The organism is Affinirhizobium straminoryzae (assembly GCF_007004135.1).
GTDB classification, from domain to species: Bacteria; Pseudomonadota; Alphaproteobacteria; order Rhizobiales; family Rhizobiaceae; genus Neorhizobium; species Neorhizobium straminoryzae.
Genome location: NZ_VJMG01000041.1, coordinates 1 through 25,258, shown reverse-complemented (window position 1 = coordinate 25,258; position 25,258 = coordinate 1). Strand labels below are relative to the sequence as shown.

General features: G+C 59.9%; 22 protein-coding genes and 2 pseudogenes. 12 read left to right on the top strand and 12 right to left on the bottom strand.

Annotated elements, in window-relative coordinates:
• The 7 genes from FNA46_RS14905 to FNA46_RS14875 all read left to right on the top strand — a co-directional run.
• Positions 1–196, top strand: a 196-nt coding sequence (locus FNA46_RS14905; RefSeq protein WP_185969870.1) for a CopD family protein, incomplete at its 5' end; no start/stop codon positions are given.
• Between the two features lie 168 nt (positions 197–364).
• Positions 365–1,630 (top strand): transcription termination factor Rho, encoded by a 1,266-nt coding sequence (gene rho / locus FNA46_RS14900; protein ID WP_143126006.1) that lies wholly within the window; start codon positions 365–367, stop codon positions 1,628–1,630.
• A gap of 61 nt (positions 1,631–1,691) precedes the next feature.
• Positions 1,692–2,999: a tRNA uridine-5-carboxymethylaminomethyl(34) synthesis GTPase MnmE gene (gene mnmE, locus FNA46_RS14895; RefSeq protein WP_143126005.1), complete on the top strand. Its 1,308-nt coding sequence runs from the start codon at positions 1,692–1,694 to the stop codon at positions 2,997–2,999.
• A gap of 38 nt (positions 3,000–3,037) precedes the next feature.
• A complete protein-coding gene (mnmG, locus tag FNA46_RS14890) occupies positions 3,038–4,912 on the top strand; it encodes a tRNA uridine-5-carboxymethylaminomethyl(34) synthesis enzyme MnmG (RefSeq protein ID WP_143126004.1) in 1,875 nt (624 codons plus the stop codon).
• The gene (gene rsmG, locus FNA46_RS14885; protein ID WP_143126003.1) at positions 4,913–5,530 is read left to right on the top strand and encodes a 16S rRNA (guanine(527)-N(7))-methyltransferase RsmG; all 618 of its coding nucleotides are present in this window, start codon (positions 4,913–4,915) and stop codon (positions 5,528–5,530) included.
• A 19-nt stretch (positions 5,531–5,549) separates the two neighbouring features.
• Positions 5,550–6,341 (top strand): ParA family protein, encoded by a 792-nt coding sequence (locus tag FNA46_RS14880; protein ID WP_143126002.1) that lies wholly within the window; start codon positions 5,550–5,552, stop codon positions 6,339–6,341.
• Between the two features lie 21 nt (positions 6,342–6,362).
• Positions 6,363–7,244 carry a ParB/RepB/Spo0J family partition protein gene (locus FNA46_RS14875; protein ID WP_143126001.1) on the top strand — a complete coding sequence of 294 codons (882 nt, stop codon included), beginning with the start codon at positions 6,363–6,365 and terminating at the stop codon, positions 7,242–7,244.
• A 170-nt stretch (positions 7,245–7,414) separates the two neighbouring features.
• On the opposite strand, the gene holA is transcribed toward FNA46_RS14875, so the two are convergent.
• Genes holA through leuS form a run of 3 tightly spaced genes read right to left on the bottom strand, consistent with a single transcriptional unit; the run spans position 7,415 to position 11,609 of the window.
• Positions 7,415–8,458, bottom strand: a complete 1,044-nt coding sequence (gene holA, locus FNA46_RS14870) for a DNA polymerase III subunit delta (protein ID WP_143126000.1) — start codon at positions 8,456–8,458, stop codon at positions 7,415–7,417.
• Between the two features lie 6 nt (positions 8,459–8,464).
• Positions 8,465–8,971 (bottom strand): hypothetical protein, encoded by a 507-nt coding sequence (locus FNA46_RS14865; RefSeq protein WP_425468763.1) that lies wholly within the window; start codon positions 8,969–8,971, stop codon positions 8,465–8,467.
• 4 nt (positions 8,972–8,975) lie between these two features.
• Entirely contained in the window at positions 8,976–11,609 is a 2,634-nt protein-coding gene (gene leuS / locus FNA46_RS14860; protein ID WP_143125998.1) for a leucine--tRNA ligase, read from the bottom strand.
• 159 nt (positions 11,610–11,768) lie between these two features.
• On the opposite strand from leuS, the gene FNA46_RS14855 reads away from it, so the two are divergent.
• Together FNA46_RS14855 and FNA46_RS14850 are read left to right on the top strand one after the other, a co-directional pair.
• Positions 11,769–12,428 carry a YggS family pyridoxal phosphate-dependent enzyme gene (locus FNA46_RS14855; protein ID WP_143125997.1) on the top strand — a complete coding sequence of 220 codons (660 nt, stop codon included), beginning with the start codon at positions 11,769–11,771 and terminating at the stop codon, positions 12,426–12,428.
• 121 nt (positions 12,429–12,549) lie between these two features.
• Entirely contained in the window at positions 12,550–14,481 is a 1,932-nt protein-coding gene (locus tag FNA46_RS14850) for a propionyl-CoA synthetase (RefSeq protein WP_143125996.1), read from the top strand.
• 79 nt (positions 14,482–14,560) lie between these two features.
• Here FNA46_RS14850 and FNA46_RS14845 read toward each other — a convergent pair whose 3' ends face one another.
• A complete protein-coding gene (locus FNA46_RS14845; protein ID WP_143125995.1) occupies positions 14,561–15,265 on the bottom strand; it encodes a DUF1013 domain-containing protein in 705 nt (234 codons plus the stop codon).
• A gap of 220 nt (positions 15,266–15,485) precedes the next feature.
• On the opposite strand from FNA46_RS14845, the gene acs reads away from it, so the two are divergent.
• Entirely contained in the window at positions 15,486–17,447 is a 1,962-nt protein-coding gene (gene acs / locus FNA46_RS14840) for an acetate--CoA ligase (RefSeq protein WP_143125994.1), read from the top strand.
• A gap of 132 nt (positions 17,448–17,579) precedes the next feature.
• On the opposite strand, the gene FNA46_RS14835 is transcribed toward acs, so the two are convergent.
• Entirely contained in the window at positions 17,580–18,044 is a 465-nt protein-coding gene (locus FNA46_RS14835; RefSeq protein WP_246103108.1) for a thermonuclease family protein, read from the bottom strand.
• A 118-nt stretch (positions 18,045–18,162) separates the two neighbouring features.
• Here FNA46_RS14835 and FNA46_RS14830 point away from each other — a divergent pair, with 118 nt between their 5' ends.
• Positions 18,163–18,561, top strand: a complete 399-nt coding sequence (locus FNA46_RS14830; protein WP_185969869.1) for a hypothetical protein — start codon at positions 18,163–18,165, stop codon at positions 18,559–18,561.
• Positions 18,562–18,646: 85 nt separating this feature from the next.
• Here FNA46_RS14830 and FNA46_RS26090 read toward each other — a convergent pair whose 3' ends face one another.
• The 5 genes from FNA46_RS26090 to FNA46_RS14810 all read right to left on the bottom strand — a co-directional run bounded on the left by FNA46_RS26090 (position 18,647) and on the right by FNA46_RS14810 (position 22,751).
• On the bottom strand, positions 18,647–18,811 hold the full coding sequence (locus FNA46_RS26090; RefSeq protein WP_185969868.1) for a hypothetical protein: 165 nt from the start codon (positions 18,809–18,811) through the stop codon (positions 18,647–18,649).
• Positions 18,804–19,262 carry a type II toxin-antitoxin system VapC family toxin gene (locus tag FNA46_RS14825; protein ID WP_185969867.1) on the bottom strand — a complete coding sequence of 153 codons (459 nt, stop codon included), beginning with the start codon at positions 19,260–19,262 and terminating at the stop codon, positions 18,804–18,806. Before FNA46_RS14825 ends, FNA46_RS26090 begins: the two co-directional genes overlap by 8 nt.
• Positions 19,253–20,011 (bottom strand): hypothetical protein, encoded by a 759-nt coding sequence (locus FNA46_RS14820; protein WP_143125991.1) that lies wholly within the window; start codon positions 20,009–20,011, stop codon positions 19,253–19,255. The genes FNA46_RS14825 and FNA46_RS14820 overlap by 10 nt, the downstream gene beginning before the upstream one ends.
• A gap of 26 nt (positions 20,012–20,037) precedes the next feature.
• Entirely contained in the window at positions 20,038–21,033 is a 996-nt protein-coding gene (locus FNA46_RS14815; protein ID WP_143125990.1) for an IS1595 family transposase, read from the bottom strand.
• 95 nt (positions 21,034–21,128) lie between these two features.
• Positions 21,129–22,751 carry an ABC-F family ATP-binding cassette domain-containing protein gene (locus FNA46_RS14810; RefSeq protein ID WP_143125989.1) on the bottom strand — a complete coding sequence of 541 codons (1,623 nt, stop codon included), beginning with the start codon at positions 22,749–22,751 and terminating at the stop codon, positions 21,129–21,131.
• Positions 22,752–23,032: 281 nt separating this feature from the next.
• On the opposite strand from FNA46_RS14810, the gene FNA46_RS14805 reads away from it, so the two are divergent.
• Positions 23,033–23,617 carry an IMPACT family protein gene (locus tag FNA46_RS14805; protein ID WP_143125988.1) on the top strand — a complete coding sequence of 195 codons (585 nt, stop codon included), beginning with the start codon at positions 23,033–23,035 and terminating at the stop codon, positions 23,615–23,617.
• Between the two features lie 87 nt (positions 23,618–23,704).
• Here FNA46_RS14805 and FNA46_RS14800 read toward each other — a convergent pair.
• A pseudogene (locus FNA46_RS14800) lies at positions 23,705–24,809 on the bottom strand (IS3 family transposase).
• A 221-nt stretch (positions 24,810–25,030) separates the two neighbouring features.
• Positions 25,031–25,258: pseudogene (locus FNA46_RS14795) on the bottom strand (NAD-dependent epimerase); the annotation flags it as partial.

Here is a 25,258-nt window from a genome sequence, read left to right as displayed (position 1 = left end):
CCAGGGCGGCTGGCTGCATGCCAAGATTGCACTCGTCGTGTTGCTGACGCTTACCCATATGCATCAGAGCCGCGCGGTGCGTCAGTTTGCGGCAGACTGTCCGCGGCGGAGCGCACGCTACTGGCGTATGATGAACGAAATTCCCACGGTTCTGATGATGCTGATCGTCATCCTGGTTGTCGTCAAACCGTTCTGAACCTCAAGATTTCTGGAAGCCCCCCTTGCGGCGCAGGGGGGAAGCCGCTATTTTCCTCGCACTCCTCTTTCGTGGCTTGTGAACATACCCATGTCCTCCGCGGTTTCCTGCGGCAGCGAAATCCACAGACACGCCAATTTCCCTCAAAATCCACACGGTCCCTTCTTCATGGCTGAAATGAAGCTTCAAGAACTCAAGAGCAAGTCGCCGACCGACTTGTTGACCTTTGCCGAATCGCTGGAGGTCGAAAACGCGAGCACCATGCGCAAGCAGGAATTGATGTTCGCGATTCTCAAGGTCTTGGCCAGCCAGGATGTGGAAATCATCGGCGAAGGCGTGGTGGAAGTGCTGCAGGATGGTTTCGGCTTCCTGCGCTCCGCCAATGCCAACTATCTGCCGGGGCCGGACGATATCTACATTTCGCCCTCGCAGATCCGTCGCTTCTCGCTGAAGACCGGCGACACGGTCGAAGGTCCGATCCGTGGTCCAAAGGAAGGCGAACGCTACTTCGCACTTCTCAAGGTCAACACGATCAATTTCGATGACCCGGAAAAGATCCGCCACAAGGTTCACTTCGATAACCTGACGCCGCTCTATCCGAACGAACGCTTCAAGATGGAACTGGAGGTCCCGACCTCCAAGGATCTGTCCGCTCGGGTGATCGATCTTGTCGCACCGCTCGGCAAGGGCCAGCGTGGCCTGATCGTCGCACCGCCGCGCACTGGTAAAACTGTTCTGCTGCAGAACATCGCCCACTCCATCACGGCGAACCATCCGGAGTGCTATCTGATTGTCCTGCTGATCGATGAGCGTCCGGAAGAAGTGACGGACATGCAGCGCTCCGTGCGCGGCGAAGTCGTGTCCTCCACCTTCGACGAACCGGCGGTTCGTCACGTTCAGGTGGCCGAGATGGTCATCGAAAAGGCCAAGCGCCTTGTCGAGCATGGTCGCGACGTCGTCATTCTCCTCGATTCGATCACGCGTCTCGGTCGCGCCTACAACACCGTGGTCCCCTCCTCCGGCAAGGTCCTGACCGGCGGTGTGGATGCCAACGCCCTTCAGCGCCCGAAGCGCTTTTTCGGTGCGGCCCGTAACATCGAGGAAGGCGGTTCGCTGACCATCATTGCCACCGCGCTGATCGATACCGGCAGCCGCATGGACGAAGTGATCTTCGAAGAATTCAAGGGCACCGGTAACTCGGAAATCGTCCTGGACCGCAAGGTGGCCGACAAGCGCATCTTCCCTGCGATGGACATTCTCAAGTCCGGTACGCGCAAGGAAGACCTGCTGGTGCCCCGGCAGGACCTCCAGAAGATCTTCGTTCTGCGCCGTATCCTGGCGCCGATGGGAACGACCGATGCGATCGAGTTCCTCATCGACAAGCTCAAGCAGACGAAGAACAACGGCGACTTCTTCGATTCGATGAACACCTGATCAGTAGCCGGATTCCGGTCAACCCATCCGCCGGTGGCCGGATATCGGCTGGGGCGCTTTCATGGCTGCAACCGACACCATCTTCGCTCTTTCCAGCGGTGCGACGCCTTCGGGCGTCGCTGTCGTTCGTGTCAGCGGCAAAGACGCGTTTGACGCAACAGGACGCCTTGTTGCGCTTCCAGCTGGCCGCGGCATGGTACTGCGATCGATTCGTCGCCGAAACGGTGAGATGATTGACCGTGGTCTTGTTCTGACCTTTCCCGCTCCGCATTCCTTTACGGGAGAGAACTGCATCGAATTTCAGGTGCATGGCGGACGTGCTGTCGTTGCTGCTCTTCAGGACGAACTGCTATCCCTCGGACTGCGCGCCGCCGAAGCGGGCGAATTTACCCAGCGTGCGTTCAGCAACGGAAAACTCGACTTGGTTGAGGTCGAGGGCCTCGGGGATTTGATCTCCGCGGAAACCGAAATGCAGCGACGGCTGGCGATCGAGCAGAGTGCCGGGGGGTTGTCTGCTGCCTATCATGACTGGGCGGAACGATTGACCCGTTGCCGCGCGCTGATCGAGGCCGAGCTGGACTTCGCGGATGAGGACGATGTCCCGGGTTCCGTGTCTGACCAGGTCTGGGCGGAGGTCGCTGAAATCCAGAGCGAAATCCTGAGCCAGATTCGAGCAACGGAGAGCGCTACACGCGTCCGTGATGGTTTCAAGGTGGTGATCGCAGGTCCGCCCAATGCCGGCAAGTCGAGCTTTCTGAATGCCGTCGCGGCACGTGATGTGGCGATTGTCACCGACATTGCCGGGACCACCCGAGATGTCCTGCATGTCGATCTTGATATCGAGGGCTTTCTCGTCCGCTTCTACGACACTGCGGGCTTGCGCGAGACGGATGACGTGATCGAGCAGGAAGGGGTACGACGGGCACGGCGGGCGGTTGCTGAGGCTGACCTCGTCCTGCTGCTTTCGGAAATCGATTCTCCTCCGGAACAATCGGATAATGTGGAGTCGACAGCGCCCATTCTCGCTATCGGAACGAAATCCGATCTCCACCCTTCGGCCAGGCGGTCCTACGACGCTATGATTTCAACCTTTACCGGTGAAGGACTGGATACTGTCCGCAAGCTTGTTCTTGATCGTGTCCGGGAAAACTGGAATGCGGTAAGCGCCGTTGGCGCCGGACGTTTACGGCATGCAGGGCATCTCCGGCGGGCTTCCCTTTTCCTGGAAGAAGGGTTATCTGGGGGACCTCTCGATCTTCGGGCGGAAAGCCTTCGTTTGGCGGCGGAAGAGATCGGTCGCATTACCGGCCGGGTCGATGTGGAAGATCTGCTTGATGTGATCTTCTCGGAATTCTGCATTGGAAAATGACTCACGTGAAACACTGCCACGGCAGTTGGTGACGGACCATGAACAGCTTTGATGTGATTGTGATCGGCGGTGGCCATGCGGGCTGCGAGGCGGCATCTGCCGCGGCGCGCATCGGTGCACGGACGGCCCTTGTTACCCACCGGCGCGACACGATTGGTGTGATGTCCTGCAATCCGGCCATCGGGGGTCTCGGCAAGGGACATCTGGTCAGGGAAATCGATGCGCTGGATGGCCTGATGGGGCGCATCGCAGATGCCGCCGGGATCCAGTTTCGCTTGCTGAACCGAAAGAAGGGACCAGCGGTCCGAGGCCCGCGCACCCAGGCAGATCGCAAGCTCTACCGCGAAGCCATGCAGGCCGCGCTTTTCAATCATGCGAACCTGACGATCATCGAGGGCGACGCCTTCGATCTCACCCATGCTTCCGGTGCGGTGACGGGCGTTGTCATGAAGGATGGCAGACGCTTTCAAACCCGCGCCGTGGTGTTGACGACCGGAACTTTCCTGCGCGGGCTCATTCACATCGGTGACCGGACCACGCCAGCCGGACGGGTGGGCGAAGCGCCCTCGGAAGGATTATCTGCGACCCTTACAGCGCTCGGCCTTGCGCTGGGACGCCTGAAGACGGGGACCCCCGCCCGCCTGAATGGCAGGACGATTGATTGGGACTCCATCGGACGACAGGAAGCAGATGACGATCCGGTCCCCTTTTCCTTCATGACCGATCGGATCACGACGCGACAGATCGCCTGCGGTGTAACGCGCACCACCGACAAAACTCATCATATCATCGCGGACAACATTACCAAGTCGGCTATGTATTCGGGACAGATCAAAGGCGTGGGTCCGCGCTATTGCCCATCGATTGAGGACAAGATCGTCCGGTTCGGCGAGCGCGATGGTCACCAGATCTTTCTGGAACCGGAAGGCCTTGACGATGACACTGTCTATCCCAACGGGATTTCAACTTCGCTTCCCGCCGAAGTGCAGGAAGCCTTCATTCGGACGATCCCCGGCCTCGAAACTGTTGAGATCCTGCAGCCGGGATATGCGATCGAATATGATCATGTCGATCCACGCGAACTTGGTCTGGACCTACAACTGAAACGTCTCGCCGGTCTTTTCCTGGCGGGTCAGATCAATGGTACGACGGGATATGAGGAGGCCGGTGCGCAGGGCCTCGTGGCTGGTTTGAACGCCGCGCGTCTGGCCGGCGGACAGCAGGCCCATGTCTTCAGCCGTACGGACTCCTACATCGGCGTTCTCGTTGATGATCTCACGAGCCGCGGGGTGACGGAACCCTACCGCATGTTCACGTCGCGCGCCGAATATCGGCTGTCGCTGCGGGCAGACAATGCCGACGTACGGTTGACGCCAGCAGGTCAGGCTCTGGGTCTGGTTGGGCGCGCGCGGTCCGACCGCTTTGATCATTATCTCTCCCGGCTGGATGCAGGACGCCTGCTGCTTCAGGAGCGGAATGTGACCCCGAAGGAAGCCGAAGCACATGGGCTTCGCCTGAATCAGGACGGGCAGCGTCGCAGTGCCTATGAGCTTCTCTCCTATCCGGAAATTGACATGAATGTGCTTCGCCGCATATGGCCTGAGCTGACTACGCTGGAGAAGCCGATTGCCGAAGCTTTGGAGATCGAAGCTGGGTACGCGGTCTACATGGCGCGGCAGCAGGCTGATATTCTCTCGGTGCGTCGCGACGAAGAGCGGATCATTCCCGATGATTTTGATTTCGACGGAATTTCCGGCCTCTCGAATGAACTGAAGCTGAAGTTGAAGCGCGCCAATCCGCGCAACCTGGCGCAAGCCGCAAAGGTTGATGGTATGACGCCTGCTGCACTGGCCTTGCTGCTTGCTTTGGTCAAGAAGGCTGGAGCCACTGCCCGCGCACTGCGAGTCTCGTAAATGGAACTGAACGGCAAACGTGTTTCACGTGAAACAATCGAGCGCCTCGAACGATTCGAGGCGCTTTTTCACAAATGGGCCAAGGCCATCAATCTGGTTGCTCCTTCCACCAAGGCAGACTTCTGGCAGCGCCATATTGCTGACAGTGCGCAAATCTATCAGTTGCATCCCCATGCCTCGACCTGGGTGGACCTTGGATCGGGCGGCGGATTCCCCGGCGTGATCACCGCCATTTTTCTGGCCGAGCTAGGTGATGGCTGGGTGCATATGGTGGAGAGCAATCAGAAAAAGGCCTCGTTTCTGCGGACGGCTCTTCTGGAAACGGGTGGGCGTGGCAGCGTTCATCCCGTTCGTATCGAGGATGCACCACGTCTGATCGAGACCTGTGACGTTCTTTCTGCCCGCGCCTTGGCAGAATTGCCGCTGCTTCTTGACTACACCGCGCCCTGGATGCTTGGCCGCGACGGAGTCAAGGCTTTCCTCCACAAAGGCCGGGATTACGCGGCTGAGGTGGAGAAAGCGCATGGTCGCTGGCAGTTCGATCTGGTACAACATGCCAGTGCTGTCGAGCGCGATTCCGTCATTTTGGAGATATCTCGGCTGCAGCCCAAGCTTTGACCTCTTCAGCAGGTGCGCCATGTACGAGACAAATCGTATTATCACCATCGCCAATCAGAAGGGTGGGGTCGGAAAGACGACCACGGCCATCAATCTTGCAACAGCGCTCGCCGCAATCGGTGAGCGTGTTCTGATTATCGATCTGGACCCGCAGGGCAATGCCAGCACCGGCCTTGGCATCGATCGCCGCGACCGCAAGATCTCGTCCTTCGATGTGATGATGGGCAATCAGACGGTCAGTGATGCTGCTGTTGCGACAGCCGTTCCAAACCTGTTCATCATCCCATCCACCATGGATCTGCTGGGGCTTGAAATGGAAATCGGCCGCGAATCGGATCGCGCCTTCCGCCTGCGGCGAGCCCTGCAGGGCAACGATGCCCGCAATTTTTCCTATATCCTGCTTGACTGCCCGCCCTCTTTCAACCTGCTGACCGTGAATGCGATGGCTGCCGCACATTCGGTGCTGGTGCCGCTGCAGTGCGAGTTTTTCGCTCTGGAAGGTCTCAGCCAGTTGCTGGAGACAGTCAACCAGGTGCGCCAGTCTGTCAATCCGGGGCTGGATATCCAGGGTATCGTGCTGACCATGTTTGATGCACGCAACAATCTGGCGCAGCAGGTGGTCAGCGATGTCAGGACCTATCTGGGCGAAAAGGTCTATCATACCCTGATCCCACGCAATGTGCGGGTGTCCGAGGCGCCGTCCTATGGCAAGCCGGCGATCCTCTATGATCTGAAATGCGCCGGCAGCCAGGCCTATCTGCAACTGGCCTCTGAAGTGATCCAGCGCGAGCGCCGCCGCAAGGCGGCCTGAATGCCGAAGGTTTAAGTGAGCATGAGTGAAGATGTTTCCAAGCGGCGCCTTGGCCGCGGTCTTGCTGCATTGATCGGTGAGATGGATCAGGTGTCTCCCGTTGGCGAGACGCCCGCCAGGTCGGTGAGTGCTGACCGACTTGTGCCAATCGAGCATGTGGTTCGAAATCCCCGCAACCCACGCAAGACTTTCGACGAAACGGAATTGCAGGATCTTTCTAGCTCGATTCGTCAGCACGGCATTGTCCAGCCTGTCGTCGTGCGTACACTGGGAACCAATTACGAAATCATCGCCGGCGAGCGCCGGTGGCGCGCCGCGCAGCTGGCCGGTCTGGTTGAGATCCCCGTCATCGTGCGTGATGTCGATGATAGGACAGCGCTTGAACTTGCAATCGTTGAAAACGTTCAGCGTTCCGATCTCAATCCGCTGGAAGAGGCGCTGGGGTATGAACAGCTGATAGCGGAACATGGCTACACACAGAACGATCTGGGCGAGATCATCGGCAAGAGCCGCAGCCATGTGGCAAACAGTCTCCGGCTGCTGAAGTTGCCGGAACCGGTTCGCGACATGTTGGCGGCGGGCGACCTGTCCGCAGGACATGCGCGGGCGCTTGTGTCCACCTCCGATCCGGCCTCGCTCGCCCGAACCATCGTCACCAAGGGGCTGTCTGTCCGCGACGCTGAACGCATGGCGCAGGCGGATATCAAGGCGCAGACCGAGCCCCGCCCCGCCTCAAGGACAGCGGAAAAGGATTCAGACACGCTGGCGCTGGAACGTACGCTGTCCGATGCGCTCGGTCTTGACGTGAAGATCAATCACAAGGGAACGGGAGGCCAGATTCGTATCGGCTATCGCACCCTGGAACAACTGGAAGATGTTTGCCGGCTTCTCGAGCGGCGGTAATCGCGCTTCCATCGATCAACTGCACATGAATGACGGCCGTGGCGGTTCCTTTCGCTGCGGCCGTTTTACGTGGTGTCAGCGCGTGAATCCCTCCGTCAGCCCAAACCGCCCTGAGGACGCTGAGCCAGTGGTGGGCGTCGCGGGATTACGTTTCAACAGCAGGCGATATCTTATTGACGAGCCGCCCGTGCCGATTGCAGCGCGGTGGCCATGAGAGTCTGGAAGGCGATGGTGTCTTCGAGAACCTGCTTCTGGCGCGATTGAAGCACCGCGACATGCAGCCTGTTCATCTCGCGGCTGATGGTCTCGGCGGACCAGTTGCGCAGCGCTTTCTCGAAAAGCGGTTTGCGCTTGAAGTGGATATGACGGCCCGCGGTCTGCATGATCTGTGCGGCCGGCGTTCGCTTCTCGTCCATTTCGGCGCGCATGACGTCGAGCAATTGGAACTGACGCAGACAGGATTGAAGCACCAGGAAAACCGGCGTTTTCGAGGTCACGATTTTCTGGATCGCGCGATGCAGGCCGGGCAGATCGCCCTTGAGCACACAGTCCACGGCGTCATCCGTCGAGATCGCGCTCGCATCGCCGATGATCTCCTGGACGTGATGTTCCTCGATCACGGTTTCGCCGCGGCAATAAAGCGCAAGCTTGCGCACCTCGTTGCGGGATGCGACGCGGTCGCCGCCGAGAACTTCAAGCAGCGCCTGTCGGGCATCGGAAGAAATCCGTAAGCCCTCCGCTTCCAGCTCGCGATCGATAAGAAGATTCAAGGACTTGGCATCATCGGCATAGCAGGGAACTGCAACTGCAAGCTTTGCCGGCTCACAAATCTTGCGCAGGATATTTGTCTTCTTGAGGTCGCCGGCTTCGATGATCAGGATGCTGTCTGGTTCCCGCCCGGAAACCAGCACCTGCAGGCCTTCCGCCAGGGGCTTCTCATTGCCGCTCCCCCGCACCCAGACGAGCTTGGTCCCGCCGAACAGGCCAATTGCATTCACCTCGTCCACGAGGCGGCCGGGATCGCCCTGGAGATCGGCGAGATCGAGACGTGTGAAGGAGAATGGATCGTCCAGCTTCACGCCGGCGCGTGCCGCCAGTTCAGCGGCACGCTCCGAAACAAGGCCACGATCCGGACCATAAATCAGGAAGATCCGGTAGAGTTCGGTAGCCTTGGGAAGCAACCGGTCGAATTCATGGGCCTTGATTTCCGCCATCTTGCATCAGCGACCGAGCGTTGCGGCGATATCGGCACGGATGAATTCGGCCAGTTCGCGTCCGGCCCGGTCTTCTGCGTCACGATAGGCGCGCAGCTTGGCAAATTGCTGGTTGCCGATGTCGACCAGCGAGGTGACAGAACGCGTCGCCGTCTTCAGCACCTTTCCATCGCTGATGTGCGAAAGCGTATAGGTCGCATTCACCGTCACGCGACCGGGCGTCAGGCCGACAGACACGCTGTCGTCAATGATGTCGGCGCGGGCCGATGTCACATTCATCGTCAGCTGGTAGTCGGCCTTGGCGGGCTCCCCTGCCCCACCGGAGGTCAGGAAGATCAGCTGGTTGCGGACCACCTGCTCCACCCGATCATCGGCCGGCGAGATCTTGATGGCGGCCAGCTTTGCGGGTGTTCCACCGGCGGAGGAGTAAAGCGGCCTGACCTGGCAAGCCGCCAGCGTCGCGCAGGCAAGAAGCACAAGAGCCGTTTGGCTGGCACGGCGAAGTGCTGGCAAGCGTTCAAACAACAATGTTGATGATCCTCTGTGGGACGATGATGATCTTCTTCGGCGGGTTGCCGGCAAGCGCTGCCTGAACCGCCTCGAGCTGCAGGACCGCCTGCTGGATGGCATTCTGGTCCGCATCGCGGGCAATTGTCAATTCGGCGCGCTTCTTGCCGTTGATCTGCACCGGAAGCAGCACCTCGTTGTCGGCCACAAGCGCCGGATCGAAGACCGGCCAAGCGGCTTCCGCCACCATGCCGGCATTGCCGAGCACCGTCCAGCATTCCTCCGCCAGATGCGGCGTCATCGGTGCGATGATCTGCGTCAGGATCTGGGCGGCATCGCGCACCGCAGCCACCAGCGTCGCGTCCTGGCCGCCCGCAGCAACCTGGGTCAGCGGATTTGCCAGCGCATTCACCAATTCGTAGATGCGCGCCACGGCCTTGTTGAAGGCGAGCTTGTCGAAGTCGCCCTGCACTGCCTGCAACGTCTTGTGCGCGGCCTGGGAAATGGCCAGCGCCGGGCCTTCCTTGGCAGGTACGGCCTCGACCTTCACCAGTTCCGGCGCGGCTTCGGAAATCAGGCGCCAGACGCGCTGCACGAAGCGGTGCGCGCCTTCCACGCCGGCTTCCGACCAGATCACGTCGCGATCCGGCGGCGAATCCGAGAGAACGAAGAAGCGTGCGGTATCGGCGCCGTAGGAGGCAATGATGTCGTCCGGATCCACCACGTTCTTTTTCGACTTCGACATCTTCTCGATGGAGCCGATGGCGACCTCTTCGCCCGACGAAAGCATGTACGCCTTTCGCGCGCCGTCGATTTCCTCGATGCGAATTTCGGCCGGTGCCACCCACTGGCCGTTCTGGCCTTCGCCGAGCCTGTAGGTCTCATGCACCACCATGCCCTGGGTGAAGAGGCCCTTGAAGGGCTCCTTCAGGCCGACATGACCAGTCTCGCGCATGGCGCGGGTGAAGAAGCGGGAATAGAGCAGATGCAGGATCGCGTGCTCGATGCCACCGATATACTGGTCTACCGGCAGCCAATGATCGGCAACCTTGGGATCGGTCGGGTTGTTTTTCCAAGGCGCGGTGAAACGGGCGAAGTACCAGCTGGAATCCACGAAGGTATCCATGGTGTCCGTTTCACGGCGCGCATCTTTGCCGCAGCAGGGGCAGGCCACATTGCGCCAGGTCGGATGCCGGTCGAGCGGATTGCCGGGAACGTCGAAGGTCACGTCATCCGGCAGCTTCACCGGCAGATCCTGCTTCGGCACCGGCACCACGCCGCAGTCATCGCAGTGGATGACCGGGATCGGGCAACCCCAGTAGCGCTGGCGGGAAATGCCCCAGTCGCGCAGGCGGAAGTTCACCTTGCGGGCCGCCTGCGGCGCATTGCCGAGCGTCTGGCCGGTCAGCATGTTGGCGACCGTCTGGAAGGCGGCATCGGTGGAGAGGCCGTTGAGGAAGCGGGAATTGATCATCACGCCGTCGCCGTCATAGGCTTCCGTGCCGACGGTAAAGCTTGCCGCATCGCCACCTTCCGGCATCACCACGGGCACGACCGGCAGATCGTATTTGCGGGCGAAGTCGAGGTCGCGCTGGTCACCGGAGGGGCAGCCGAAAATGGCACCCGTGCCGTAATCCATCAGCACGAAATTGGCGATGAAGACCGGCAGTTCCCAGGCGGGGTCCAGCGGATGCTTGACGGTCAGCCCGGTGTTGAAGCCCTTTTTCTCGGCAGTTTCGAGGGCGGCGAGCGAGGTGCCCTGGCGACGGCACTCCTCGCAGAATTCCTGCACGTCCGCATTGCCGGCGGCGAGCGCCTTGGCCACGGGATGATCTGCGGAAATGGCGAGGAACGAGGCGCCGAACAGCGTGTCGGGGCGGGTCGTATAGACTTCGATCTCGCTGCAGTCAGCGGCGGCGCGGCTCGCGTCGCTCAGCTCCCAGCGAATGGTCAGGCCTTCCGAGCGGCCGATCCAGTTCTTCTGCATCAGCCGGACCTTTTCCGGCCACTGGTCGAGGGTGTCGAGCGCGTCGAGCAGATCCTCGGCAAAGTCGGTGATCTTGAAGAACCACTGCGTCAGCTCGCGCTGTTCCACCAGCGCGCCGGAACGCCAGCCGCGGCCGTCGATCACCTGCTCGTTGGCCAGAACCGTCTGGTCGACCGGGTCCCAGTTGACCTTGGACTGCTTGCGATAGACCAGGCCCTTTTCCATCATGTCGAGGAACAGGTGCTGCTGGCGGTGGTAGTAATCGACATCGCAGGTGGCGAATTCGCGCGACCAGTCGAGCGACAGACCCATGGATTTCAGCTGGGCGCGCATGGTGGCGATGTTCTGGTAGGTCCAGTCCTTCGGGTGCACCTTGTTTTGCATGGCGGCATTTTCCGCCGGCATGCCGAAGGCGTCCCAGCCCATGGGATGCAGCACGTTATAGCCGCGGGCGCGCTTGTAGCGCGCCACGACATCGCCCATGGCATAGTTGCGCACATGGCCCATGTGAATGCGCCCCGAGGGATAGGGGAACATCTCGAGCACGTAATATTTGTCGCGCGTATCGCTGTTGTCGGTCTCGAAGGTCTTTGCCTCGGACCAGTTCTTCTGCCAGCGGGGTTCGGCATCCCGCGGATTGTAACGTTCGCTCGCCATGTCGATGAAATTCCGGGTACGACTAAGATGGGGTGACCTTCACCACGAATGGCAGGAAGCGTCAAGTTTTCGAGGCTGTTGCGGCAAATTTCCGTTGCAAAGGCTTGGCAGGCCGGCACGCTAAGGCTATCGCCGAGGCAGGCAACAAGGAGACGGGTCATGAGTGTCGAGGAACGCCTGGCGGAGGTTCGCCGGAAGATTGCGGCGGCGGAGCAGGATGCGGGCCGGCCCGTCGGCAGCGCGACCCTCGTCGCCGTATCCAAAACCTTCGAAGCCGATGCCATCCGACCCGTGATCGAGAGCGGCCAGCGGATTTTCGGCGAAAACCGCGTCCAGGAAAGCGAGGCCAAGTGGCCGGCGCTGAAGGCGGAGACGCCGGGTCTCGAACTGCACCTCATCGGCCCGCTGCAATCCAACAAGGCGGCCAATGCGGTGGCCCTCTTCGACGTCATCGAGACGATCGACCGCGAGAAGATCGCACGCGCCGTGGCGGACGAGATGACGAGGCAGGGACGCAGCCTGCGGCTCTATGTGCAGGTCAATATCGGCATGGAACCGCAAAAGGCCGGCATCGAGCCGAAGCAGACGGTGGATTTCGTCCGCTTCTGCCGCGCGGACCTTGGGCTCGCCATCGAGGGGCTGATGTGCATTCCGCCGGCTGAGGGCAATCCTGGTCCCTATTTCGCGCTGCTTGCCAAGCTTGCCACCGAATGCGGTGTCGAGAAGCTGTCGATGGGCATGTCCGGCGATTTCGAGACGGCGGTCGCCTTTGGCGCGACCAGCGTTCGCGTCGGCTCGGCCATCTTTGGCCATCGCTGATCCATGCTTGACGAAGGGCAAGGGCATCCACCGATCTAACCCTTTCGTCGGGCTTTCCGGTTTCACAACCACCTCCTAAAATTTGCGCCACGGAAAAAGGCGCAAATGGTGGGAGGATCAGATGCACAGCCGGTACCGCGCGGTCTATCAGCAATGGCAGGACAATCCGGAGGCCTTCTGGGCGGAGGCGGCGAAGGCCGTCCACTGGTTCACGCCGCCGGACAGGATCTTCGATCCCGATCAGGGCGTTTATGGCCGCTGGTTCGCCGGCGGGGAGACCAATACCTGCTACAACTGCATCGACCGCCACATCGCCCAGGGCCGCGGGGCAGAGCGGGCCTTGATCTTCGACAGCGTGATGACTGGCGAAAAGCGCGTCTACAGCTATGACGACATGCTGGTGGAGGTGCAGGCGATCGCCGCCGTGCTCGCCAATCTGGGCGTCGGCAAGGGGGATCGCGTCATCATCTATATGCCGATGGTGGCCGAAGCGGTGTTTTCCATGCTTGCCTGCGCCCGTCTCGGCGCCATCCATTCGGTGGTGTTCGGCGGTTTTGCGGCGCACGAACTGGCGACCCGCATCGACGATTCCGAAGCCAAGCTGGTGATCAGCGCCAGTTGCGGGCTGGAGCCCGGTCGCGTCGTGCCCTACAAGCCGCTGCTCGATCAGGCGATCGACATGGCGCGGGTGAAGCCGCAGGCCTGCCTCGTGCTACAGCGTGACCAGCTGCATGCGCCTCTTCGTTACGAACATGGCGATGTCGATTTCGGCCAGGCGGTGGAGGCCGAACGGGTCAAGGGCACCCAGGTGCCGTGCGTGCCGGTGGCCGCCACCGATCCGCTCTATATCCTCTACACTTCCGGCACCACCGGCCAGCCGAAGGGCGTGATCCGCGACAATGGCGGCCACATGGTGGCGCTCGCCTGGACCATGCGCAACATCTACGGCGTCTCTCCCGGCGAGACCTTCTGGGCCGCGTCCGACATCGGCTGGGTGGTCGGCCATTCCTACATCGTCTATGCGCCGCTGCTTGCCGGCAGTGCCACCGTCGTCTTCGAGGGCAAGCCCGTGGGAACACCGGATTCGTCGGTCTTCTGGCGTGTCATCGAGGAGCATGACGTCAAGGTGCTGTTCACCGCGCCAACCGCGTTTCGCGCCATCCGGCGGGACGATCCCGATGGCGACCTGATCTATCGCCATGACCTGTCCGGCCTTCGGGCGCTGTTTCTCGCCGGCGAGCGGGCCGATCCGGAAACGCTGAAATGGGCCGAGCGTATGCTGAAGGTGCCGGTGGTGGACCACTGGTGGCAGACGGAAACGGGCTGGGCGATTGCCGGCAATCCGGCGGGGCTCGGTCTTTTGCCGGCGAAATACGGCTCCGCCACCATGCCGATGCCCGGCCATGCGGTGGAGGTTCTGGACGATGCCGGCCATCCGGTGGCGGCCGGAACACTGGGCAATATCGTTATCCGCCTGCCGCTGCCGCCCGGTTGCCTCGTCAGCTTCTGGCGCGCCGACCAGCGCTTTCGCAGCGCCTGCCTTGAGGAATTTCCTGGCTATTACAAGACGGCCGATGCCGGTCTGGTGGACGAGGATGGCTATGTCTTCGTGATGGCGCGCACCGATGACATCATCAATTGCGCCGGCCACCGGCTCTCCACCGGCGCGATGGAGGAGGTCTGTGCCATGCATCCTGACGTCGCCGAGTGCGCCGTGATCGGCGTGGCGGACCAGTTGAAGGGCCAGATCCCCTGCGGCTTTCTCGTGCTGAAGAACCGGGTGGAGCGGGATCATGCCCTGATCAGCAAGGAGATCGTTGATCTCGTCCGCCAGGAGATCGGGCCGGTCGCGGCCTTCCGCACCGTGATGATCGTCAAGCGCCTGCCGAAGACGCGCTCCGGCAAGATCCTGCGCGGCACCATGCAGAAGATGGCTGACGGCCTGCCGTGGAAGATGCCGGCGACCATCGATGATCCGGCGATCCTCGATGAAATCGGCGAGATTCTGGCCGATCACGGTTACAGCTGCAATCGCCAGGCGCTGCGCGCCTGAGCTTGCTCAAGGCTCGCCACCCAACAAAAAAGCCGGCTGAGCGCCGGCTTTTCAGAAACGATCAGGACGCATCCGCCGCTCAGTAGCGATCGTCCTCGTCTTCGTCGTCGCGACGGGTGGATTTCAGCGAGGAGAGCTTGGCGAACACGGCATCCGCGTCGATTTCCTTCTCCTCTTCGCGCTCGTAGCGATAGCCGAGGTTCTCGGTTTCGGCGGCCGCCTGCAGCGTGGCGCCCAGCTCGGCTGCCGTTGGCAGCGGACGGTTCTTGGCCGCGCGTTCGACCTCGAGGTCGAGATCGATCTGGCTGCAGAGCCCAAGCGTGACCGGGTCCATCGGCGTCAGGTTGGTGGAGTTCCAGTGAGTGCGCTCGCGGATCTGCTCGATGGTCGACTTCGTCGTGCCGACCAGACGCGAGATCTGGGCATCCTTCAGTTCCGGATGGTTGCGCACCAGCCAGAGAATGGCGTTCGGGCGGTCCTGGCGCTTGGAAACCGGCGTGTAGCGCGGGCCCCGGCGCTTCGATTCCGGCACGCGAACCTTGGGTTCAGCGAGCTTCAGCTTATAGTTCACATCCCTTTCACCGCGGGCGATTTCATCGCGCGACAGCTGGCCCGTGGCGATGGGATCGAGGCCCTTGATGCCCTGCGCGGCTTCCCCATCGGCAATCGCCTTCACTTCCAGCGGGTGCAGTTTGCAGAACTGGGCGATCTGATCGAAGGACAGGGCCGTGTTATCGACGAGCCAGACTGCCGTCGCCTTCGGCATGAGCAATGTTTGAGCCATGGATATGATCCTTCTATCGTCCGCGCCGGTGTCGCGGGCCGTGGGCTGTCACCACAATTTCCGGGAATTCCGCGCTCTATAACCGCAATTTGCAGAAATTGCAATTGTTCAGGCGCCATGACCCTTTGTCTAATTGCCGCCATCGCGACAGCTGATAAGAATTGCATAACGGGGCCGCCGAAGCGTTTGCGCAAGGCGGCGGAGCATGAGGAGGATGTCAATGTCGGAGAAAGTCTACCCGGTTCAGAAACAGGTGAAGGCGCGCGCGCTCATCGATCGGGAGAAGTATCTGAAATGGTACGAGGAAAGCGTCGAAAACCCGGACAAGTTCTGGGGCAAGCACGGCAAGCGCATCGACTGGTTCAAGCCCTATACCAAGGTCAAGAACACCTCGTTCAAGGGCAAGGTGTCGATCAAGTGGTTCGAGGACGGACTGACCAATGTCTCCTACAACTGCATCGACCGGCACCTGAAGACGCATGGTGAACGCACCGCGATCATCTGGGAAGGTGACAACCCCTATATCGACAAGAAGATCACCTATAACCAGCTCTACGATCAGGTCTGCCGTCTCGCCAACGTCTTGAAGAAGCACGGCGTCAAGAAGGGCGATCGCGTCACCATCTACATGCCGATGATCCCGGAAGCGGCCTATGCCATGCTGGCCTGCGCCCGCATCGGCGCGGTCCATTCCGTCGTGTTCGGCGGCTTCTCGCCGGAGGCGCTGGCGGGGCGCATCGTCGACTGCCAGTCGACCTTCGTGATCACCTGCGATGAGGGCGTGCGCGGCGGCAAGCCGGTGCCGCTGAAGGAAAATACCGACAAGGCGATCCACATCGCGGCGCGCCAGTATGTCACGGTCAACAATGTTCTCGTCGTGCGCCGCACCGGCGGCAAGACCAACTGGGCACCGGGCCGCGACCTCTGGTACCATCAGGAAATTGCGAGCGTGAAGGGCCATTGCGAGCCGGTGAAGATGAAGGCGGAAGATCCGCTGTTCATCCTTTACACCTCCGGCTCCACCGGCAAGCCGAAGGGCGTGCTGCACACCACCGGCGGCTATCTCGTCTATGCCGCGATGACCCATGAATATGTCTTCGATTATCACGACGGTGACATCTACTGGTGCACGGCCGATGTCGGCTGGGTGACCGGTCACTCCTACATCGTCTATGGCCCGCTCGCCAATTGCGCGACGACGCTGATGTTCGAGGGCGTCCCGAACTTCCCCGACCAGGGTCGGTTCTGGGAGGTGGTCGACAAGCACAAGGTCAACATCTTCTACACCGCCCCGACTGCGATCCGCTCGTTGATGGGCGCCGGCGACGAGTTCGTCACCCGCTCCTCGCGTTCCAGCCTTCGCCTGCTCGGCACGGTTGGCGAGCCGATCAACCCGGAAGCCTGGGAATGGTATTACAACGTGGTCGGCGACAAGCGCTGCGCCGTGGTCGATACCTGGTGGCAGACGGAAACCGGCGGCCACATGATCACCCCGCTACCGGGCGCGACCGATCTGAAGCCCGGTTCCGCCACCCTGCCCTTCTTCGGCATCAAGCCGCAGCTGGTCGACAACGAGGGCAATGTGCTGGAAGGGGCCGCCGACGGCAATCTCTGCATCACCGACAGCTGGCCCGGCCAGATGCGCACGGTCTATGGCGATCACGAACGCTTCATCCAGACGTACTTCTCCACCTACAAGGGGAAATATTTCACCGGCGATGGCTGCCGGCGCGACGAGGACGGCTATTACTGGATCACCGGCCGCGTGGACGACGTTCTGAACGTGTCCGGCCACCGTCTCGGCACGGCGGAAGTGGAATCCGCGCTCGTCTCGCACCACCTCGTCTCCGAAGCGGCCGTCGTCGGTTACCCGCATTCGATCAAGGGCCAGGGCATCTACTGCTATGTCACCCTGATGGAAGGCAATGAGGGCACCGAGGCGCTGCGTCAGGAACTGGTCAAGCACGTGCGTCAGGAAATCGGGCCGATTGCGGCTCCCGACAAGATCCAATTCGCCCCCGGTCTGCCCAAAACCCGTTCGGGAAAAATCATGCGCCGCATCCTGCGCAAGATCGCCGAGGACGATTTCGGCGCGCTGGGCGACACCTCGACGCTTGCCGATCCCGCTGTCGTGGACGATCTGATTGCCAACCGGCAGAACAAGACGCCGGCCGCCGCCTGACGCATGCATTTTGTCCGGGAGACGCAGAAACCGCTTTCCCGGACAGAACCCGAACCGGAGGAAATTCAGGGTCTGTCCCGTTCCCATGGAACCCGGCAGACCCGACCGGGGCGCGGCTGCCCCTTCTGTCGGTTAATGGTCCTCACAGAGGTCGTTCTTGCGGCCCTTGCCGGAATAGCGGGCGGCGAGGCCCGCAGCCATCATTTCGCGGGCCGGATCGCGCCCGTCTTCGAGCGACACATCGGCGACGATGCGACCGAAATATTTGTCTGCGGCAATCTGCGTCAGTCTGACCTGCGGCGAGCGGGCCGCAAGGTCCTCCAGAAGACGCTTGGCCTCCTGCGCCGCTTCGCGCCCCTTCGTGCAGTGCGCGCGAAGTTCCGGCGTGTCGATGCCGCGCAACCGCACGAAAACCTCGATGGTCTGCTGCGGCCAGGGCCGTGCCATTACCAGCAGTGTGTCGCCATCCACCACCCGCACCACATCCGCCAGAACGGGCCCCTCGATGAGGGTTTCCGCATGGGTTGTCGCCTGCGGCAGCAAAGCCATCAGCAGGGCGGCAAAAGAGATCGGCAGTGGACGGGTGCGAAAAAGCATATAAGGAAAATATTCCTTATATGCTTGTTTCGTCAATAGGAATTATAGCCCAATATTATCTTTCACACACCCACGCGAGAATCAGATATACAAGACTCCTTGGTTGAATAAGGAGATCATGATGATCGGACTTTCGTTAGGACTAACTCTAGGAAACCCTATCCTAAATCAGGGCAACCGCAGAAAGCAGCCTGCGCAGATCGTGAAGCAGGCCATACAGAAGTCGTCTCGCATAACCGCGAAGGTCAACGGCAAGTCTGCGGTGCTGGAGCCGTACGCGCTCTACAAGTTAAACGGGGCGACGCTTCTCAATGCCGTTGTCATTTATAGCGAGGCGAAACGTCTGCGAAAGTTTAAGGCCCAAGACTTTGATCTTTCCGTCCTGACGGAGATAACTGTCACGGAAGACGCCTTCTTTCCCAATTGGGCTTTTAACGCCGACGCCCTCCCGCCAGAGGTCATCGCATCCGTCAAACTGGTCGAGTACGGCCAAGATGCCCAGCATACGGACGCGTGAAACCTCATAGGCTAAAGGCCGCTTCATATTGCCGAAGGCGCTAGAGGCGCTTTCCGCGTGCCAACGTATGCGCTCCAGCGCTGTCTCAGCGCTTATTGTCGGCTTCATTCTTGCTGTCTTTCTGCGGCGGCGCTTTCGCGATCTTGCCTAGCCGTTGGTCGAACCGCGCTTCGTCGTCATCTGTTTCCAGTTCACGAGCGGCTTCGCGGAATTTGTCAATCTGACGCTTTGCTTCCTGCGTCTTATCCATTTCGCAAATCCAAACTTCCCTGTGCCTTGCACTGTGGCTCCCGGATAACGATGGTTCCAAAATGACCGTTTTTATTGAGCAAGCCATTATCAAAAGCTTCAAGAACATCGCATTGAAGATGTAGCGCGGTTGCCAGATGAATGGAGTCTTTTGGCCTTACACCATCATTCCAAACATGTTTTTGCGCCTTTTGGGCAATTGCACGGTCAAGGTTGACGACCCTAATGTATGATCGCCTGAAAAATCCATTTAAGATTTCAGCTTTGTCTTCTGACAACCGTGGACCATCTTTCGTCCAAAGAACCTCAGTGATTGTGAGCGCAGAGGTAACTATCACAATTTCACCAGCTTTTGCACGATCAAGAGTATCACGGCAGCCGTCGATGCGTCCCGCTTCGTTCTGAAGCCACGCAAGAAACACACCGCTATCCCAGTAGTGCTTTAAAGCCACGCCGCCCCCTTGGATGGCTCAAGAATGCCACGCACGTCCTCTGCGGTTGGAAGATCGTCATCGGAAGGCATAGGATTGAGCGATTGTACGTTGATAGCAAGCGGAACTCCACGCTGACTATATCGAATTTCGCCAAAAACCTCGACGCGCCTTCTGAAATTGTCCATCACCGACTGCAACAGCTTTTCACTAACTATGCACTTGATTGGGTTGCGGTAGAGAATATCTCTGATACGAAACTCAAGGCTTCCGCCAGCATCTTGGATAGTTTGCAACCGTCCATCGAGAGAACCGAAATCGAAATACTCGCGACCACGACTTTCTCTGATGTAATCTCCCACATCGGGGCTTATGACAGTTTGGCTCTTTCGAACCCAAAAACGAACAGGCACCTTATTCCCTTGCCTGTCTCGCAAATCTGCTAAAGCCTGCATATGCCCAAGAGCGCTTTCGCTAAGATTAGAACCCTCCACGTCACCCCTAATCAAAAAGTCGGAGGCCGCGTCAATCCTCCTGTATAGCTCAGGAAGGTTCAACGTGGTGACGTTTTCGGCTGGCTGCATAGCCAGTATGGTGCTCCCTTGCCGTGCAATAACTTCCCATTGTGGTTTTTCACCAACCATCGCTTCACGCGCAATGTCTTCGACGTAAGCAAAAAAATGGCGCGCAACATCAAGGAACCTTTTCGGATCCAAGTTTGCGCCAACTTCAAGCGCGAGATCGGTTGGTATTTCGTCTGGCGCTGCCATGACTTTCATTCTCTCCCCATAGGAAGTTATGCGCCGAATGAGTCCCTGTAAAGAAGCCGCTTGCCCCTTGCGCCGAACAATGCATTCAGCGAGCGGGCGCTATCATCCACACCAAGACCGATGCGGTTGTTATAGCGGAAATCAAACTCCGCCAGATAACGGTGCAGGTGCTTCTCAGCGCAATGCTGATAGACGCCCTTCATGCCGCGCTTGAACACGCTGAAATAGTTCTCAATCGTGTTCGAATGAATGACAATTTCGCCATCGTAGCGGACGTATTCCTTTGCCGAGTGCTTCGTCGTCTGGTGATCAACGAAGGAAGCGCCAACCGTTTCATACATGCGGCTTTCGTCCGTCATCAGAACACTTTCCTTGCTGACGTTCTCGCTGACGAGATTGGCAACGTTCTCCTTGTTTGCCTTCTCGACATGAAAGGTACGGACCATGCCGCCACGCTCCACAAGGCCGAGAACAGCACGCTTATGCACAGGGCCTGTTTTGCCAGACTTCGTGAACGGGCGACCGCTGGTGGTCATCGTCGGGGCCGGTCCGGACTTCTTGCCGAAATAGGTTTCATCAGCCTCTACAATCTTGCCATTGCCGCCCATCGGACCAAGCTCGCCAGAGCGCATTGCTTCACGGATGCGGTGCGACAGGAACCATGCAGACTTAAGCGTGATTTCCAGAACGCGGTGAAGCTGGTTAGAGCTGATGCCCTTCTTGCTGGAGCACATCAGATGGATTGCCTGGAGCCACTTGTGAAGCGGGATATGGCTTTCCTCGAAAATCGTACCAATGCGAACCGTGAACTGCTTGCGGCACTCACCGCACTTCTTGAGACCGTGACGCTCTATGCCTTCCGGGTTCTTCTTGGAAGGCTTGGAATAAACGCCTTCCAGCTTGTAGACACGGCCCATGCATCCACAATGAGGGCACGCAGGACCTTCCGGCCACATGATGCTTTCAACGTGCTCGAAAGCCGCTGCTTCATTGTGAAAATATTCTCTAGACAGAACCGACATGGATTTAACCCAAGAAACCTAACTTCTTGAGTTTGTTATCTCACATCAGCCTTGGTTTGTCAAAGATAATATTGAGAATTATAGCCTATGACATCTTACAGATGCAGGCCTGGCGCTTCGTATCCCGTCCGTTCGACATATTCGAGATAGCCACCGCCATACTGGTGGATGCCCTCGGGCGTCAGTTCCAGCACGCGGTTGGAGAGCGCGCCGAGGAAATGGCGATCGTGGCTGACGAACAGCATCGTGCCCTCGAAGCTGGACAGCGCCTTGATCAGCATTTCCTTGGTGTCGAGATCGAGATGGTTGGTGGGCTCGTCCAGTACCAGGAAATTGGGTGGATCGAACAGCATGGCGGCCATTACCAGCCGCGCCTTTTCGCCGCCGGAAAGCACGCGGCAACGCTTCTCGATATCATCTCCGGAAAAGCCGAAGCAGCCGGAAAGCGCCCGCAGCGGCGCCTGGCCGGCCTTCGGGAAACGCTCTTCCAGCCATTGCAGAATGGTCGCGTCTCCATCCAGAACATCCATTGCATGCTGGGCAAAATAGCCGAGCTTGACGCTGGCGCCGAGCGCCACCGTCCCCTGGTCCGGCTCCGTCGCGCCGGTCACCAGCTTCAGCAGCGTGGATTTGCCGGCGCCATTGATCCCCATGATGCACCAGCGCTCGCGCCGGCGGATCATGAAATCCAGCCCCTCGTAGATCCGCCTGGACCCATAGGTCTTGTGCACGTTCTTCAGGCTCACGACGTCTTCGCCGGACCGCGGTGCCGGCAGGAAATCGAAGGCCACTGTCTGGCGGCGGCGCGGCGGCTCCACGCGATCGATCTTGTCGAGTTTCTTCACGCGGCTCTGCACCTGCGCCGCATGCGAGGCACGTGCCTTGAAGCGCTCGATGAACTTGATTTCCTTGGCAAGCATCGCCTGCTGGCGCTCGAACTGTGCCTGCTGCTGCTTCTCATTCTGCTCGCGCTGGCGTTCGTAGAAGCCGTAATCGCCGGAATAGGTGTTGAGCTGCCCGGCATCGATCTCGATGATCTTGTTGACGATGCGGTTCATGAACTCGCGGTCGTGCGAGGTCATCAACAGCGCGCCGTCATAGGTCTTCAGGAAGTTTTCCAGCCAGATCAGGCTTTCGAGGTCCAGATGGTTGCTCGGCTCGTCCAGCAGCATCACGTCCGGGCGCATCAGCAGGATGCGGGCCAGCGCCACGCGCATCTTCCAGCCGCCGGAGAGTTTTGCCACATCGCCGTCCATCATCTCCTGGCTGAAGGACAGGCCGGCCAGCACTTCGCGGGCCCGGCCTTCAAGGCCGTACCCGTCCAGTTCCTCATAGCGGGCCTGCACCTCGCCATAGCGCTCGATGATGGCGTCCATCTCGTCCATCCGGTCCGGATCGGACATGGCGGTTTCCAGCGCATGCAGTTCGGCGGCCACGATGCTGACCGGCCCTGCCCCGTCCATTACCTCCGCCACGGCAGAGCGTCCGGCCATTTCGCCGACATCCTGGTTGAAATAGCCGATGGAGACATTCTTCTCGACGGCCACCTGTCCTTCGTCCGGCAATTCCTCGCCGGTGATCATGCGAAAGAGGGTGGTCTTCCCCGCGCCGTTCGGGCCGACAAGGCCGATCTTTTCGCCCCGGTTGAGGGCGGCGGAGGCTTCGACGTAAAGAAGGCGGTGGCTGTTCTGTTTGGAGATGTTTTCGATGCGGATCATGATCGGGCGCCAGACGGAGAATTGCGCGCCTTATGGCATGTGCCGGACGGTTTGTCTCCCATCCGCGTGAAAAGCGCCGGCAGGGGCCAGCCCGCCCCCGGCACGGCCGCGATCGGAAAATGAAAGCGCCGTTCTGTTTCGTCTCCCGGGCGGCCCCTTCCGTCGTCCCCTCTCCGGCAGGCCAGACCGGCGTTTGGGCCCGAACGCACCCTGATCCGGTTTGGGGCCTGCAGTTTGTAAAACCCCTGCCCATCCGGAGGCGAGACGTGTAAAAAACCTGCATGTACCGGATTCTCGCCCCCGTCACCCAGTCACAGGAGATCAAGCGCAGCCGCTTTGTCGCGGTTGCGGCACCGATTGCGGATGAGGCCGAGGCCCGCGCCTTCCTCGCCGCGCGAGCGGTGCCGGAGGCCAATCACAATTGCTTTGCCTGGCGGCTTGGCCAAAACTATCGCTTCAGCGATGACGGCGAGCCGAGCGGCGCGGCGGGCAAGCCGATCCTGCAGGCAATCGACGGGCAGCAGCTGGATGGCGTGATCGTGCTCGTCACCCGCTGGTTCGGCGGCACGCTGCTCGGCAGCGGCGGCCTTGTCCGCGCCTATGGCGGCACCGCCGCGCTGTGTCTCCAGGCTGCCGAAAAACGCCGGTCTGTGGCGACGCAGGAGGTTGCGATCGCCCTCCCCTTTGGAGATCTTGCCCTGGTGAAGGCCCGTCTATCGGCGCTTGACGATGTGACTGTCGCACGTGAAACCTTTACCACCGAGGGCGCCATTCTCTCGGTGCAACTGCCGGAGGGTGATGCTGCGGATATCCTAGCGCTGGTGACGGATCTCTCCTGTGGCCGGGTTCGCATTGCTGCTCCGTGACGTTCGGCAAGCCGGCAATCGGCACCTGAGGGGCGGCGGCCGGGTCGCGTCGAGTGAATAGCCCCGCGTTTCGTAGACACCCTCGGGTTACGTTCTCTGCTGCTTTTCGAACTCGAGGGGTGACAGCATTCCGTTTCTGACGTGCTTGCGTTTCGGGTTGTAGAACATCTCGAGGTAATCGAACACATCCTGGCGCGCTTCATCGCGTGAACGCTAGACCCTGCGACGTATCCGCTCCCGCTTCAACATATTGAAGAAGCTCTCAGCCACGGCATTGTCATCGCAGTTGCCCCGTCGGCTCATCCCTTGCCCGGCAGGCGATACGAGGTATCGCCGAGAGGGGAGTGAACCAGATTGTGGTGCCCGAGGAACGAGGCCCAGTCCATGCTGGTGAACTGCGACCCCTGATCCGAATGGATCAGCACCTTATCCTTCGGTTTCCGCCGCCAGACAGCCATCAGCAACGCCTGCAGCACGACATCGATCGTTTGGCGGCTCTGCATCGACCAGCCGATGACACGGCGGGAATAGAGATCGATCACGACAGCGAGATAGGCGAAGCCCTCGTTGGTCCGGATATAGGTGATGTCGGTGACCCACGCCTTGTCCGGAGCCGCCACGTCGAATTGCCGATCCAGCGTATTGTCGATGACAATGGACGGCCTGCCACCACAAATTCCGGGACGGCGCTTGTAGCCGATCTGAGCCGTTATCCCGGCGATCCGCGTCAGGCGGGCAACCCTGTTGGGGCAGCATGTCTCGCCGTGATCGAGCAGATCGATCTGGCGCTTGTCCTCACAGGCACGCTTGCTCAAGGGTATCCGGAGCCAAGCGTAAAAGCCGCTGGGGTGGATGCGCAACAGGCGGCACATCGTCCGCACCGAAAATCGCTGCTGATGCTGGGCCACGAACGCGTACTTCACTTTGCATCCCTAGCGAAATACGCGGTCGCTTTTATTAATATGTCGCGCTCCTCGGTGACAAGCGCCAATTCCTTTTTAAGCTGCCTGATCTCGTCGGCCTGGTCGCTACCCTGGTTGCCAGACACGGAGGAGAACTTCTTCTTCCACTCATAGAGTGAGCGCGGGCTCACACCCAGCCGCTGCGAAACCTCCGCAACCGGATAGCCCCGCTCCGTGATCTGACGCACCGCGTCCCGCTTAAACTCTTCGCTGAAATTCGATTTGCTCATGATGCTCTTCTTGACTCAAAATTAGCAAAGAAGGTGTCTACAAATCTCGGGGCTATTCAGTGGCTCAATTCCAGTCTCTCTACGGGCTGGATATTGGAACATCGCATCGCAAAACCGGATTACGGGCAATACTGGATAAAATGACGACGCGATGAAGCCCGATTCACCCCTGGAGTATTTCGGGGGATCCGGTTTTAGCCGGAAATACTCTGGACATGTCATTAATATGCGACGCCGATCTGCGCCCTGTGACGGGTCGGATTTTCGATCTCGTCGAGAACCGCACGTGCATAATCGATCCCGCTGATTGCCGATTTGCCATTCTCGTCGAACAGCGCCACTTCATCGCCAACACGATAACGGCCGAGATCCTCGCCCGGTTGCCAGGCCGAGAATTCCATTGCAGGGGAAACAAACAGCCAGTCGACACCAGTGGTGTCCGCGAGCAG

Bases quoted from the DNA above. Each gene is read 5' to 3' on its own strand.
- rho (WP_143126006.1), top strand. From the start codon at position 365: ATGGCTGAAATGAAGCTTCAAGAACTCAAGAGCAAGTCGCCGACCGAC.
- mnmE (WP_143126005.1), top strand. From the start codon at position 1,692: ATGGCTGCAACCGACACCATCTTCGCTCTTTCCAGCGGTGCGACGCCT.
- mnmG (WP_143126004.1), top strand. From the start codon at position 3,038: ATGAACAGCTTTGATGTGATTGTGATCGGCGGTGGCCATGCGGGCTGC.
- rsmG (WP_143126003.1), top strand. From the start codon at position 4,913: ATGGAACTGAACGGCAAACGTGTTTCACGTGAAACAATCGAGCGCCTC.
- FNA46_RS14880 (WP_143126002.1), top strand. From the start codon at position 5,550: ATGTACGAGACAAATCGTATTATCACCATCGCCAATCAGAAGGGTGGG.
- FNA46_RS14875 (WP_143126001.1), top strand. From the start codon at position 6,363: ATGAGTGAAGATGTTTCCAAGCGGCGCCTTGGCCGCGGTCTTGCTGCA.
- holA (WP_143126000.1), bottom strand. From the start codon at position 8,458: ATGGCGGAAATCAAGGCCCATGAATTCGACCGGTTGCTTCCCAAGGCT.
- leuS (WP_143125998.1), bottom strand. From the start codon at position 11,609: ATGGCGAGCGAACGTTACAATCCGCGGGATGCCGAACCCCGCTGGCAG.
- FNA46_RS14855 (WP_143125997.1), top strand. From the start codon at position 11,769: ATGAGTGTCGAGGAACGCCTGGCGGAGGTTCGCCGGAAGATTGCGGCG.
- FNA46_RS14850 (WP_143125996.1), top strand. From the start codon at position 12,550: ATGCACAGCCGGTACCGCGCGGTCTATCAGCAATGGCAGGACAATCCG.
- FNA46_RS14845 (WP_143125995.1), bottom strand. From the start codon at position 15,265: ATGGCTCAAACATTGCTCATGCCGAAGGCGACGGCAGTCTGGCTCGTC.
- acs (WP_143125994.1), top strand. From the start codon at position 15,486: ATGTCGGAGAAAGTCTACCCGGTTCAGAAACAGGTGAAGGCGCGCGCG.
- FNA46_RS14835 (WP_246103108.1), bottom strand. From the start codon at position 18,044: ATGCTTTTTCGCACCCGTCCACTGCCGATCTCTTTTGCCGCCCTGCTG.
- FNA46_RS14830 (WP_185969869.1), top strand. From the start codon at position 18,163: ATGATGATCGGACTTTCGTTAGGACTAACTCTAGGAAACCCTATCCTA.
- FNA46_RS26090 (WP_185969868.1), bottom strand. From the start codon at position 18,811: ATGGATAAGACGCAGGAAGCAAAGCGTCAGATTGACAAATTCCGCGAA.
- FNA46_RS14820 (WP_143125991.1), bottom strand. From the start codon at position 20,011: ATGGCAGCGCCAGACGAAATACCAACCGATCTCGCGCTTGAAGTTGGC.
- FNA46_RS14815 (WP_143125990.1), bottom strand. From the start codon at position 21,033: ATGTCGGTTCTGTCTAGAGAATATTTTCACAATGAAGCAGCGGCTTTC.
- FNA46_RS14810 (WP_143125989.1), bottom strand. From the start codon at position 22,751: ATGATCCGCATCGAAAACATCTCCAAACAGAACAGCCACCGCCTTCTT.
- FNA46_RS14805 (WP_143125988.1), top strand. From the start codon at position 23,033: ATGTACCGGATTCTCGCCCCCGTCACCCAGTCACAGGAGATCAAGCGC.